Origin of the sequence: Actinoplanes nipponensis, assembly GCF_016862275.1 — a bacterium.
Classification (GTDB): Bacteria; Actinomycetota; Actinomycetes; order Mycobacteriales; family Micromonosporaceae; genus Actinoplanes; species Actinoplanes nipponensis.
On the sequence record NZ_BOMQ01000086.1, the window covers coordinates 1 to 12,790 of the forward strand.

The window sequence follows — 12,790 nt, forward strand, 5'->3', positions numbered from 1 at the left end:
CCGGCGGCCTCGGCCGCGGCCACGACCTGGCGGGTGACGCCCTCGGCCGGGCCGCCGAACAGGTTGCGCATCGTGGCGGTGAAGGCCTCGCGCAGCTCGTCCAGGCCGATGGTGAACTCGTTGTGGATGTCGAGGACCGGCTCCTCCGCGGTGACGCCGATCTGCACGCACGGGACGTTGTGCTCCGCGGCGAGCGCCACGAACGCCTTGTCGTGCCCGCGCGGGACCGCGACCAGCGCGCGCCCGGCCGACTCGCTGAACAGCCACACGAACGGCGTGGTGGCCGCGTCCTGCTCGGGCAGCATGATCCGGGCGCCGACGTTGCGCCGCAGGCACGACTCGACCAGCACCTGGGCCAGGCCGCCGTCGGAGAGGTCGTGCGCCGCGACGACGTGCTCGCGTTCCGAGGCCTGCGCCATCAGCCGGCCGAGGGCCTGCTCGTGGGCCAGGTCGACCCGGGGCGGACGGCCGCCGAGGTGGCCGTGGGTGACCCACGCCCACTCGGAGCCGGACAGCTCGCACCGGGTGTCGCCGAGCAGGAAGAGCAGATCGCCCTCCGCGGTCGGCGGCGGCGGGAAGCCCATCGGTACGCGGCGGGCCACGTCGTTGAGGATGCCCAGCACGCCGACCACCGGGGTGGGATGGATGGCGGCCGCGCCGGTCTGGTTGTAGAAGCTCACGTTGCCGCCGGTGACCGGGATGCCCAGCTGCTGGCACCCGTCGGCCAGGCCGCGGACGGCCTCGGCGAACTGCCACATCACGGCCGGGTCCTCGGGGGAACCGAAGTTGAGGCAGTCGGTGACCGCGATCGGCTCGGCGCCGGTGACGGCGACATTGCGGTACGCCTCGGCCAGCGCCAGCCGCGCGCCCTCGTACGGGTCCAGCCTCGCGTACCGGCCGTTGCCGTCCACGGACAGCGCCACGCCGAGCCCGGTGCGCTCGTCGATGCGCAGCACGCCGGCGTCCTCGGGCTGGGCGAGCACGGTGTTGCCGAGCACGTACCGGTCGTACTGCTCAGTGACCCAGCTCTTGTCGCACAGGTTCGGCGAGGCGATCATGCGCAGCAGCGTCGCGCGCAGCTCGTCCGGGGTGGACGGTCGCGGCAGCGTCTCGGCCCGGTCGGCCTGCAGCAGGATCAGGTCGGCGGGCTCGCGGATCGGGCGGGCGTAGACCGGGCCGTCGTCGGCGAGCGAGCCGGGCGGCACGTCCACGACGACGTGGTCGTTCCAGCTGATCACCAGGCGGCCGGGCTGGCCGTCGGTCTCGCTGGGGGTGACCTCGCCGATGTTGGTGGCCCAGACGCCCCACTTCTCGGCGACGGCGAGCACCGCGTCGAGCTTCTCCGGCGCGACGATCAGCAGCATGCGCTCCTGCGACTCGCTGGCCAGGATCTCGGTGGGCGACATCGACGCCTCGCGCAGCGGCACCCGCTCCAGGTAGACCCGCATGCCGGTGCCGGCCGCCGCGGCGGTCTCGGTGAGCGCGCAGGTCAGGCCCGCGCCGCCGAGGTCCTGGATGCCGACGACCAGGCCGGCGTCGTACAGCTCCAGGCAGCTCTCGATCAGCAGCTTCTCCATGAACGGGTCGCCGACCTGCACCGACGGGCGGCGCTGCTCGGCGCCCTCGTCGAAGGTCGCCGACGCCAGGACGGAGACGCCGCCGATGCCGTCGCGCCCGGTGCGCGCGCCGAGCAGCACGACGACGTTGCCGACGCCGGCCGCTTCCTTCTTCTGCAGGCGCTCGACCGGCATGACGCCGATGCTCAGCGCGTTGATCAGCGGGTTGCCCTGGTAGCAGGGGTCGAAGACGATCTCGCCGCCGATGTTGGGCAGGCCCAGGCAGTTGCCGTACCCGCCGATGCCGGCGACGACGCCGGGCAGCACCCGCGCGGTGTCCGGGTGGTCCGCCGCGCCGAAGCGCAGCGGGTCCATGACCGCGATCGGGCGAGCGCCCATGGCCAGGATGTCGCGGACGATGCCGCCGACGCCGGTGGCCGCGCCCTGGTAGGGCTCCACGAAGCTCGGGTGGTTGTGCGACTCGACCTTGAAGGTGACCGCGATCTCGTCGGAGATCTGCACGACGCCCGCGTTCTCGCCGATGCCGGCCAGCATCCGGGTGTTGCGCGGGGCCTTCTCGCCGAACTGGCGCAGGTGCACTTTGCTCGACTTGTAGGAGCAGTGCTCGCTCCACATGATCGAGTACATCGCGAGCTCGGAGGCGGTCGGCCGGCGGCCGAGGATCTGCCGGATCCGGTCGTACTCGTCGTCCTTGAGCCCGAGCTCGGTGTGCGGCTGCAGCTCGTCGCCGGTGTTCAGCGCGCGCTCGATCGTGTCGGGGCCGCCGTCGAACTGATTGATCAGCACATCGGTGGCGGCGAAGCCGGTCGGCTTGGCGACCTGGCCGGCCGCGGCCGGTGACTGGTTCGGCGCTCCCGGCGGCGACGCCGCGTCGCTGGTCGCCGTGTCGTGCTGGGTGGTCATCGCTGGGCTCCCCCTGTGAGCTGCCCGCCCGCGGCCGACCCGGCCAGGTACCGCAGGGCTGAGGTGAAGAAGCCGAGGCCGTCGAGCGACGGACCGGTCAGCGCCTCCACCGCGTGTTCCGGGTGCGGCATGATGCCGACCACGTTGCCGGCCGCGTTGGTGATCGCGGCGATGTCGCGCTGGGAGCCGTTCGGGTTGCCCCGCGTGTAGCGGGCCACGACCCGGCCCTCGGCCTCGAGCTCGTCGAGCGTGCGCTCGTCGGCGACGAAGCAGCCCTCGCCGTTCTTCACCGGGACGAGGATCTCCTGGCCCTCGGTGAAGCTGTTCGTCCACGCCGTGGCGGTGCCGGCGATGCGCAGGTGCTGGTCGCGGTTGCGGAAGTGCAGGTGCTGGTTGCGGGTGAGCGCGCCGGGCAGCAGGTGGGCCTCGCAGAGGATCTGGAAGCCGTTGCAGATCCCGAGCACCGGCAGCCCGCCGCGGGCGGCGTCGGCCACGCTCTCCATGACCGGAGCGAACCGGGCGATCGCGCCGCAGCGCAGGGCGTCGCCGTAGGAGAAGCCGCCGGGCAGGACCACGGCGTCGACGCCGTGCAGGTCCGGATCGCCGTGCCAGAGACGGACGGCCTCGCCGCCGGCGATCCGCACGGCGCGGGCCGCGTCACCGTCGTCGAGGGAACCGGGGAAGGTGACGACTCCGATCCGCATGGTCACGCGCTCATCGGGGCGGAGTCACCGGCCGGCTCGTCGACCCGGATCGAGAAGTCCTCGATGACCGGGTTGGCGAGCAGCTTGTCGGCGATCTCACGGGCCGTCTCGAGGTCGGGTTCTCCGTCGAACTCGATCTCGATCCGGCGCCCGATGCGGACGGAGGAGATGTCGTTGACCCCGAGCCGCGGCAGCGCGTTGGCGACTGCCTGGCCCTGCGGATCGAGGATCTCCGGCTTGAGCATGACGTCGACGACGACGCGAGCCACGGGCACTCCTGACTGTGTAGGTGCGCAGTTGGGTGGCCCTCTAAGGGGCGAGCGGGCAAAGCCTACCTTGTACGACTGCTGATCGGCCCATCGGCCGGTGTCGGCAGGCTGACGCAAACGCCGCTGAGCAGCCAATCTCGGTCGTGATCTCCGCCACGCCAAGATCACTCTTCGGGGTGACCGGGTCACCCTGCGCGCCGTTCCCCATCCCACGGTGATAGGTGTCAATTGAAGTCTTGTCCCGGAACCCGCCCGGCCCTAGCGTTCAGTAGATCAAGTTCGATGCATCCCCCCATCGACAGGAATCTCGGAAGGAGCCCGGCGTGCGCATCCGCATCGTCGTCGCCTCTCTGGCCGCCGCCCTGACCGGCGCCGTGGCCGTCCCCGCCGCCGCCAACGCCGTCGAACCCGGCCCCGACTACATCATCGGCGGCAGCACCGTCGCGTCGGCGCCCTGGGCCGCCGCGGTGTTCAGCAACGGCAGCTTCACCTGCTCCGGCACGATCATCTCGGCGAACTACGTGCTGACCGCCCGGCACTGCATCAACGGCACGATGTCGGTACGGGTCGGCAGCGTCAGCCGTACGTCGGGCGGCGTCACCCGCACGGTGAGCTCCACCACCACCCGTAACGACCTGGCCCTGATGCGCCTGAGCAGCGCCGTCTCGACCAGCTACATGCCGCTGTCCAGCGCGTACCCGCCGGTGGGCTCGACCAACTCGCTCTACGGCTGGGGCCAGACGTGCTACAGCGGTTGCGGCGCCTCGGCGACGCTGAAGACCGCCACCGTCCAGGTCACCTCGACCAACGTCACCGACGCGTACGGCGGCCGGGCCATCGCCTCCACCGCGATCAGCGGCAACGCGTGGCGCGGCGACTCCGGCGGCCCGCAGGTCTACAACGGCGCGCAGGTCGGCGTGGCATCGACCGCGGACGGCCAGAGCCGGCAGTACTACGGCAGCGTGGCCTACAACCGGGCGTGGATCACCTCGGTCGCGGGCGTCTGAGAATTCCGTCGGGGGGCGGTGAGACCCGCTCCGCCGCCCCCTGACGGCATCACGTTCTAGAGGATCGCCGCGGGCGTGTACTTGGCCGCCTCCGGGTGCTCGGCGACGATCGCCGCCACCCGTTCCGCCACCGCCCGCACCTGGGCCGGCGCCGCGCCCACGAAGGCCGCGCGGTCGGCCACCAGCGCGTCGATCTCCGTCCGCGAGAGCCCCAGCCGGCCGTCGGCGGCCAGGCGGTCGAAGAGGTCGTTCCCGGCCAGGCCCTTCTCGCGCATGGCCAGCGCCACCGCCACCGCGTGTTCCTTGATCACCTCGTGCGCCACCTCCCGGCCGACGCCCTTGCGCACGGCCGCGACCAGCAGCTTCGTGGTGGTGAGGAACGGCAGGAAGCGGTCCAGCTCGCGGGCGATGACCGCCGGGTACGCGCCGAACTCGTCGAGCACGGTCAGGAAGGTCTGGAACAACCCGTCGGTGGCGAAGAACGCGTCCGGCAGGGCCACCCGGCGCACCACCGAGCAGGAGACGTCACCCTCGTTCCACTGGTCGCCGGCCAGCTCGCCGACCATCGACAGGTAGCCCCGCACGATCACCGCGAGGCCGTTGACCCGCTCGGAGGACCGGGTGTTCATCTTGTGCGGCATCGCCGACGAGCCGACCTGACCGGCCTTGAAACCCTCGGTGACCAGCTCCTGGCCGACCATCAGGCGGATCGTGGTGGCCAGCGACGACGGGGCCGCGACGACCTGGGCCAGCGCGGAGACCACGTCGAAGTCGAGCGAGCGCGGGTAGACCTGGCCGACGCTGGTCAGCACCCGCTCGAAGCCGAGGTGCGCGGCGACCTTGCGCTCCAGCTCGGCCAGCTTGTCCGCGTCCCCGTCGAGCAGGTCGAGCTGGTCGGCGGCGGTGCCGACCGGGCCCTTGACCCCGCGCAGGGGGTAGCGCCGGAGCAGGTCGTCCAGGCGCTCGTAGGCGATCAGCAGCTCCTCGGCCGCGCTCGCGAACCGCTTGCCCAGCGTGGTGGCCTGGGCCGCGACGTTGTGCGACCGGCCGGTCAGCACCAGGTCGCTGTACTCCACGGCCCGCTCGGTCAGCCGGGCCAGGGTGGTGACGATCCGGCCGCGGACGAGCTCCAGCGAGGCCCGGATCTGCAACTGCTCGACGTTCTCGGTGAGGTCGCGGGAGGTCATGCCCTTGTGGATGTGCTCGTGCCCGGCGAGCGCGCTGAACTCCTCGATGCGTGCCTTCACGTCGTGCCGGGTGACCCGCTCCCGGGCGGCGATGCTGGCGAGGTCGACGTCGTCGACCACTGCCTCGTACGCCTCGACCACCCCGTCCGGCAGCGCCACCCCGAGGTCCTGCTGGGCCCGCAGGACCGCCAGCCAGAGCCGGCGCTCCATCCGGATCTTCTCCTCCGGCGACCAGAGGTCGACGAGGTCGGCGGACGCGTAGCGGCTGGCGAGAACGTTCGGGATGCTCACCGGGACGATTCTTCCATGACCGGCTCGGCGGGCCGTGGGCTCGTGGCCGGGCGGTGCCGCAGGTTACGCACGTCCCGGCTGGCCAGCATGGCGGCGACCGCCAGCCCGATCAGGACGGCGGCGCCGACCAGCGTCGGCTCGACGCCGACGGCCTGGGCGATCGGCCCGGCCGCGACCTGGCCGACCGGGATCGCGACGAAGGACCCGACCATGTCGTACGAGTAGACCCGCGCGAGTTTGTCGGCGGGGACGTGCTCCTGCATCGACGTCTCCCAGGCCACCACGAACTGCTCGATGCCCAGCCCGGCCAGGAAGGCCGCCGCGAGCAGCAGTCCGAGGTGGGGCCGGACGCCCAGGGTCAGCACGGGCAGCACCTCGAAGGCGGTGCACAGGACGCCGAGGAACAGCAGCCGGCTGACGGTCACCCGCATCGCCACGAGCGCGCCGAGCATCATGCCCAGGGTCTGCGCGGCGAGCACGAAGCCCCAGGCCCGGCGCCCGACAGTGGCGTCGGCGACGACCGGGCCGAGGACCGACATGCCACCGCTGAGGGCGACGTTGATCGCCGCGAACGCGGTGACGACGACCCAGAGCCAGGTACGGCTGCGGAACTCGCTCCAGCCGGACCGCAGGTCGGCCAGGATCCCCGTGCGCTCCGGCTCCGCCGGTGGGCCGGCACCGGTCGCAGCGGCCGCCGACGGGGCGGCTGTGGTGGCGCCGGCCGGCACGCGCAGCAGCGCGAACGCCCCGGCCGAGAGCAGGAACGTCACGGCGTCGACGGCGATGCCCCACCCCGGGCCCACGCCGGCCACGATCACGCCGCCGAGCGGGGCGCCGACGATGTAGGCGCCGTTGAACGCCAGCCGGCTCAGGGCGATGGCCTGCTGGCGGATCCCGGCCGGGACGAGCTGCGGCAGGATCGACGACGAGGCGGGCAGGGCCAGCGCGCTGACCATGCCGTTGACCGCCGAGATGCCGATCAGCAGCGGGATGGTCGCCGTACCGGAGAGGATCAGCGCGGCCACCGCGCCCTGGGTGACCGCCGCCGCGAGGCTCGACCCGACCATCAGCCGGTGTTTCGGCATCCGGTCGGCCAGCGCGCCGCCGAAGAGCAGGAACAGCACGTTGACCAGCATTCGGGCGCCGACGACCAGGCCGAGGTCGCGCGGCGAGCCGGTGAGGTCGAGGACGGCGAACGCCAGCGCGACGGGGGCGACCGCGTTGCCGAACGTGTTGATCGTGCGGCCGGCCAGCAGGAAGCGGAAGGGCGTGTGCCGCAGCGGCGCCAGGAAGCTCACGACTCGGCCATCCGGAACATCGCGATGGTGGTGCTGGTGCGGATCGTGCCGGGGGTGTGCGGCGGCCGCGCGGCGGCGTGCAGATCGCGGCTGAGCTCGGTGATCCGGTCCCGGATGGCGCGCCAGGCGTCCGGATCGACCCACAGCTCGGCGTCGGTCATCGAGCCGCCGACGGACCAGTCGGCGGCGGCGGTACGCCGGATCAGCTCGTTGGCGACCACGGCGAACAGGGCCCGCTGCGAGTCGGCGCCGTGCTCGCCCAGCATGGTCTCGCGGTCGCGGTCCCGGGAGCGCTCGGCGTCGTAGCGGTAGCGCTTGGCGACGCCGCCCCGGATGCGCTCCTCGGCGGCCTGCACGATGAGCCCGGCGGCGAGCAGGTTGCGCAGGTGGTAGCTGGCGTTGGCGTGGGTGAGCCCGAGCTCGCGGGCGATGTCGGCGGCGGTGAGCGAGGCGCCGGTCAGCAGGGACAGCATGCGCAGGCGGACCGGGTGGGCCATCGCCCGCAGCGCGGCCTGGCGGGACTCGGGAGGGTCTCCCAAAGACATGATGGGGAGTTTAGGGGAGACGGGGCTCACCCTCCAACACTTCTTTGGTGGTTGAGACACTGCGGGACGACGCGGTTGTCGCTAGGGTTACTCGCGAGTAGGTCTGGCTCATTCGAAAGGTCCACCGATGACTGATTTCAGCCCCGAGTCCCTCGCCTCGATCGGCCCGAAGGAGTTCACGGAGCTCGTCAAGGCCACCCCGGACTCGAAGATCGCCGAAGTGATGGCCTCCGAGGGCCGCGGCAAGATTCTGGACGAGGTGTTCAACCGGATGCCGTCGCTGTTCCGCGCCGACCGCGCCGGCGCGACCCAGGCGGTCATTCACTGGACCATCACGGGTGGCCCGGCCGGCGGCACGGACACCTACGAGACGGTGATCGAGAACGGCGCCTGCACGGTCACGAACCAGCCGGTCCGCGAGCCGAAGCTGGCCATGACGATGGACCCGGTGACGTTCCTGAAGGTGGTCACCGGCGACGGCAACCCGATGATGATGTTCATGACCGGCAAGATCAAGGCCAAGGGCGACCTCGGCCTCGCCGCCCAGGTGGCGAAGCTCTTCGACATCCCGAAGAACTGATCGGTCGCCGGTCCCGCCCCGCCGGGCACGTCTCGGCGGGGCGTCTTCATGAGGTACGGGCACAGCGAAGCACCGCTCCCACGAGGCGATGCCCGTGCCCCCTCCGGGCCGTTGGGCGCCGCCGGTCCGAAGCGGTGGTTCAGACCGCGATACGCCCCTCGACCGCGCTCAGCGCGATGTCCGCCCGGTGGTGCGAGCCCGCCAGCTCAATGCCCTCCACCAGCGCATAGGCCGCCGCCCGAGCCGCCGCCAGATCCGCACCGGTGGCCGTGGCGCTGAGCACCCGCCCGCCGGCCGACACCAGCGCGCCGTCCGCACGCCGCGCCGTGCCCGCGTGGATCACACCCGGCTGCTCGCCGCCCGTGATCACATCGCCGGTGCGCGGCGTACCCGGGTAGTTGTGGCTCGCCACGACCACCGTCACCGCCGCGCCGTCATGCCAGCGCAGCGGCGGGAGCTCCGCCAGCGTGCCGGTCGCCGCGGCCCGCAGCAGCTCCCCCAGCGGCGTGGCCAGCAGGGCCAGCACCACCTGGGTCTCCGGGTCGCCGAACCGGGCGTTGAACTCGATGACCTTGGGCCCGTCGCCGGTCAGGGCCAGGCCCACGTAGAGCAGGCCGGCGAACGGCGTGCCCCGCCCGCGCATCTCGGCCAGCGTCGGCCCCACCGTCTCGGCCATCACGCGCTCCACCAGGTCGGCCGGGGCCCAGGGCAGCGGCGCGTAGGCGCCCATGCCGCCCGTGTTGGGGCCCTCGTCGCCGTCCAGGGCGCGCTTGAAGTCCTGCGCCGGCATCAGCGGCACCGCGGCCGTGCCGTCGGTCACCACGAACAGCGACACCTCGGGGCCGTCGAGGAACTCCTCGATGACCACCCGGCCGCACTCCCGGGCGTGCGCCTCGGCGGCGGACCGGTCAGCCGTCACCACGACACCCTTGCCGGCGGCCAGACCGTCGTTCTTCACCACGTACGGCGGGCCGAAGTCGTCCAGCGCCGCCGCCACCTCGGCCTGCGTGGTGCAGGAGTAGGAGCGGCCGGTGGGCACGCCCGCGGCGGCCATCACGTCCTTGGCGAACGCCTTGGAGCCCTCGAGCTGCGCCGCCGCCCCGCTCGGGCCGAAGCAGGCGATGCCCTTGGCGCGCACGGCGTCGGCGACGCCGGCCACCAGCGGCGCCTCCGGGCCGATGATCACCAGGTCGGCGGCCACCTCGACGGCGAGGGCGGCCACGGCCGCGGGGTCGGTGGCGGAGACGTCACGCAGCTCGGCCACCGCGGCGATGCCGGGGTTGCCGGGGGCGGCGATCAGCTGCTCCACCGAGGGGTCCGCGGCGAGGCCGACGGCAAGGGCGTGCTCGCGGCCGCCGGATCCGATCAGAAGTACACGCACGTCGCAGATCCTACGGGCCGGAGGTTGATCTTCCGCGCGGTCGTCCACAGGTCCACAGTGCACCGGCGACACGCTGTGGATAACGCTGTGGATAACCGGTGAGCGCCGAGCTGCGGGGTCACGTAAACTTCGCCAGTACCCGGGCCTCTCCGCGTACGACGTGTTTCAACGGAAGGCGTCAGTCAAGTGCCGGTGATCGTGTTGGTCGGCGCCCAGTGGGGCGACGAGGGCAAGGGCAAGGCCACGGACCTCCTGGGCGACCGGATCGACTACGTGGTCAAGTTCAACGGCGGCAACAACGCCGGCCACACCGTCGTGATCAAGGGCGAGAAGTACGCCCTCCACCTGCTCCCCAGCGGCATCCTCACCCCGGGCGTGACCCCGGTGATCGGCAACGGCGTCGTGGTCGACCTGGCCGTGCTGTTCGAGGAGATCGACGGTCTCGAGGCCCGCGGCATCGACACCTCCCGGCTGCGGATCAGCGCCAACGCCCACGTCATCGCGTCGTACAACCGCACGCTGGACAAGGTCAGCGAGCGCTACCTGGGCGCCCGGCGGATCGGCACCACCGGCCGCGGCATCGGCCCGACGTACGCCGACAAGATGAACCGCCTCGGCGTGCGCATCCAGGACCTGTTCGACGAGTCGATCCTGCGGCAGAAGGTCGAGGCCGCCCTGTCGTTCAAGAACCAGGTGCTGTCGAAGATCTACAACCGCAGCGCCATCAAGCCGGACGAGGTCATCGCCGAGCTGCTCTCCTACACCGAGCGGCTGCGCCCGATGGTGGCCGACACCGCGCTGGAGCTGTCCCAGGCCCTGGACGCCGGCAAGGTGGTGCTCTGCGAGGCCGGCCAGGCCACCCTGCTCGACGTCGACCACGGCACGTATCCCTTCGTGACCAGCTCGAACGCGACCGCCGGGGGCGCCTGCACCGGCTCCGGCATCCCGCCGACCCGGGTCGACCGGGTGGTGGCGGTGCTCAAGGCGTTCACCAGCCGGGTCGGCGAGGGCCCGTTCCCGACCGAGCTGCACGACGAGGTCGGCGACTACCTGCGCGAGGTGGGCCACGAGTACGGCACCACGACCGGCCGCCCCCGCCGGATCGGCTGGCTCGACCTGGTGATGGGCCGGTACGCCCAGCGGATCAACGGCGTGACCGACTTCGCCCTGACCAAGCTGGACAATTACGACGGACTCGACGAGATCCCGGTCTGCGTCGCGTACGACGTCAACGGGGTGCGGTTCGACGAGATGCCGTACAGCCAGAGCGACTTCCACCACGCGACGCCGATCTACGAGACGCTGCCCGGCTGGAAGCGGGACATCAGCGGCGCCCGCAGCTTCGCCGAGCTGCCGGAGAACGCCCAGCGCTTCGTGGAGTTCGTCGAGGAGCGGATCGGCGCGCGGATCTCCGTGGTCGGCGTCGGCCCGGGCCGCGAGGAAGTCATCGAACGGCACTCGGTGCTGAGCGGGGCCTGACGTGTACGACGTCATCCTGCTCAGCCTGACCGAGGGCGGCGGCTCGGCCGAGGGGGCCTGCGGTGCGGCGTGCGGCGGCTGCGGCTCAGCCGAGCGGGAGGCTTGCGACACTCCTCGCGTACCGGTGCTGAAGTGTGCCGAGGCCCTCACCCGGGCCGGCGCGCGCGTCGAGACCGTGACCGCCGGCTCGGACGCGGAGATCGACGCGGTCATCGCGCGCTTCGACGCGCCCGCCCGGCCGGACGGCCTGTCCTGGCCCGACCCGGAGAGCAAGCTGCGGCTGGTCGTCGCGACGGCGGCCGACGGCCAGCTCCGGGCGGTGATGCGCCGGCTGGTCCGGCGGTACGCGCCCCCGCCGAGCAAGCGCCCCGCCGACCTGCCCGACAACCGCACCGTGCCCGACCTGCCGCCGGTGGCGATCCTGCCGCTCGACCCGGGCAACCACACCGATCTGGCCGCCCAGCTGGGCCTGCCCCGCGACCCGGCCGCGGTGGCCGCCGCGGTGCTCGGCGGCACCATCCGCCGCCTCGACCTGCTGCGCAACGACGGCGGATCGGTGACCGTGGACGGCGCGCTGGTCGGCGGCTCCGACGACGCGGGTGCGGCGGTGCCGTGGCGCGGCCGCATCGAGGTCGACGACGCCGTGCTCTCCGACGGCACCGACCGGATCATCGCCTGCGCCATCGGCAACGCCGGCGCCTACGCCGAGTTCGACGGCCTGCCGCTGCTCAGCGAGCCGGACCCGGCCGACGGCCGGGTCGAGGTCGCGGTGGCGGTTCCGGTGCTGGTCAAGCAGCGCTTCAAGAAGCCGAGGGTACGGGTGGAGGTGCGCCGCGCCCGGGGTCGCGCGGTGTCGGTCCTGCCCCGCGACGGCGAGCTGCAGTTCCTCGACGACGGCGTGGCGGGGACGATGACCCGCAAACGTTCCTGGTGGACCGAGCCCGGCGTCTGGGCGGTGTACGCGGGATGACCGCCTGTGCGAGTCTGAACTAGCACTCAGGTACGAATCTTTGTTACGGGGAGGTCGCATCCGTGGAGGACGAGAACGCCGACCGCGTCTACGTCCCGGGCACGAACGGCACGCCACCCGACCGGGACGTCGAGCCGTTCTGGCCACCGGAGGAGTTGAACGCTCCGGTGCACGGTGGCCAGCCGGTGCCCCGGGACGCGCCGCCGGCCTTCCCGCTCCCACCCGCGCCGCCGGTGACCACGCCGCAGCCGGGCGAAGCCGCCGTGTACCGCCCGATGGACCGGCTCGTGACGCCGCCACCGCCCCCACCGATGTACCACCAGCAACCGCAGCAGCCGCAGACCCCGCGCCCGGCGCCGAGCCCGGACGCCGGGGGCGCGCAGCCGTGGCCGAACATCCCGCCGCGGCCGGTCGTGGCGCCGGATTCGGGGCACTTCTCCGGGTCGGCGCATGTTCCGCAGGTTCCGGCCACTTCGGACGCTTCTGGGCGAAATGGTGGGGAGAGCGCACCGGTCAGCGGGGCTGGAGGGACCGGCGGGTCCGGGGGTAGCAGCCCGTTCAGCAGCAGCCCGCTCAGCGGCGGGCCCGTCGGGGGCGGG

Annotated in this window: 11 protein-coding genes; 4 read left to right on the forward strand and 7 right to left on the reverse strand. The window is 72.4% G+C overall.

Features of this window, described 5'->3' with window-relative positions:
* The 3 genes from purL to purS all read right to left on the reverse strand — a co-directional run.
* The coding region (gene purL / locus Ani05nite_RS35230; RefSeq protein WP_203775637.1) for a phosphoribosylformylglycinamidine synthase subunit PurL at positions 1-2,480 on the reverse strand (2,480 nt) is incomplete at its 3' end.
* A complete protein-coding gene (purQ, locus tag Ani05nite_RS35235; protein ID WP_203775638.1) occupies positions 2,477-3,190 on the reverse strand; it encodes a phosphoribosylformylglycinamidine synthase subunit PurQ in 714 nt (237 codons plus the stop codon). The genes purL and purQ, both read right to left, overlap by 4 nt.
* Positions 3,187-3,453, reverse strand: coding sequence for a phosphoribosylformylglycinamidine synthase subunit PurS (gene purS / locus Ani05nite_RS35240; protein ID WP_203775640.1), 267 nt, complete (start codon positions 3,451-3,453; stop codon positions 3,187-3,189). Before purS ends, purQ begins: the two co-directional genes overlap by 4 nt.
* A 323-nt stretch (positions 3,454-3,776) precedes the next feature.
* On the opposite strand from purS, the gene Ani05nite_RS35245 reads away from it, so the two are divergent.
* Positions 3,777-4,460: a S1 family peptidase gene (locus Ani05nite_RS35245; protein ID WP_203775642.1), complete on the forward strand. Its 684-nt coding sequence runs from the start codon at positions 3,777-3,779 to the stop codon at positions 4,458-4,460.
* A gap of 56 nt (positions 4,461-4,516) precedes the next feature.
* On the opposite strand, the gene purB is transcribed toward Ani05nite_RS35245, so the two are convergent.
* The 3 genes from purB to Ani05nite_RS35260 are packed head-to-tail and all read right to left on the reverse strand — an operon-like array spanning position 4,517 to position 7,781.
* Positions 4,517-5,938 (reverse strand): adenylosuccinate lyase, encoded by a 1,422-nt coding sequence (purB, locus tag Ani05nite_RS35250; RefSeq protein ID WP_203775644.1) that lies wholly within the window; start codon positions 5,936-5,938, stop codon positions 4,517-4,519.
* Positions 5,935-7,236, reverse strand: coding sequence for an MFS transporter (locus tag Ani05nite_RS35255; protein WP_203775646.1), 1,302 nt, complete (start codon positions 7,234-7,236; stop codon positions 5,935-5,937). The genes purB and Ani05nite_RS35255 overlap by 4 nt, the downstream gene beginning before the upstream one ends.
* Positions 7,233-7,781: an ArsR/SmtB family transcription factor gene (locus Ani05nite_RS35260; RefSeq protein WP_239130963.1), complete on the reverse strand. Its 549-nt coding sequence runs from the start codon at positions 7,779-7,781 to the stop codon at positions 7,233-7,235. The genes Ani05nite_RS35255 and Ani05nite_RS35260 overlap by 4 nt, the downstream gene beginning before the upstream one ends.
* A gap of 127 nt (positions 7,782-7,908) precedes the next feature.
* Between Ani05nite_RS35260 and Ani05nite_RS35265 the strand changes: the two genes are divergently transcribed.
* Complete coding sequence (locus tag Ani05nite_RS35265; protein WP_203775648.1) at positions 7,909-8,361, forward strand: SCP2 sterol-binding domain-containing protein; 453 nt, start codon at positions 7,909-7,911, stop codon at positions 8,359-8,361.
* Between the two features lie 139 nt (positions 8,362-8,500).
* Here Ani05nite_RS35265 and purD read toward each other — a convergent pair whose 3' ends face one another.
* Complete coding sequence (gene purD / locus Ani05nite_RS35270) at positions 8,501-9,742, reverse strand: phosphoribosylamine--glycine ligase (RefSeq protein WP_203775650.1); 1,242 nt, start codon at positions 9,740-9,742, stop codon at positions 8,501-8,503.
* A gap of 186 nt (positions 9,743-9,928) precedes the next feature.
* Between purD and Ani05nite_RS35275 the strand changes: the two genes are divergently transcribed.
* Together Ani05nite_RS35275 and Ani05nite_RS35280 are read left to right on the forward strand one after the other, a co-directional pair.
* A complete protein-coding gene (locus Ani05nite_RS35275; RefSeq protein WP_203775652.1) occupies positions 9,929-11,221 on the forward strand; it encodes an adenylosuccinate synthase in 1,293 nt (430 codons plus the stop codon).
* Between the two features lies 1 nt (position 11,222).
* Positions 11,223-12,191: a diacylglycerol kinase family protein gene (locus Ani05nite_RS35280; protein WP_203775654.1), complete on the forward strand. Its 969-nt coding sequence runs from the start codon at positions 11,223-11,225 to the stop codon at positions 12,189-12,191.
* The last annotated feature ends 599 nt before the right edge of the window (positions 12,192-12,790 follow it).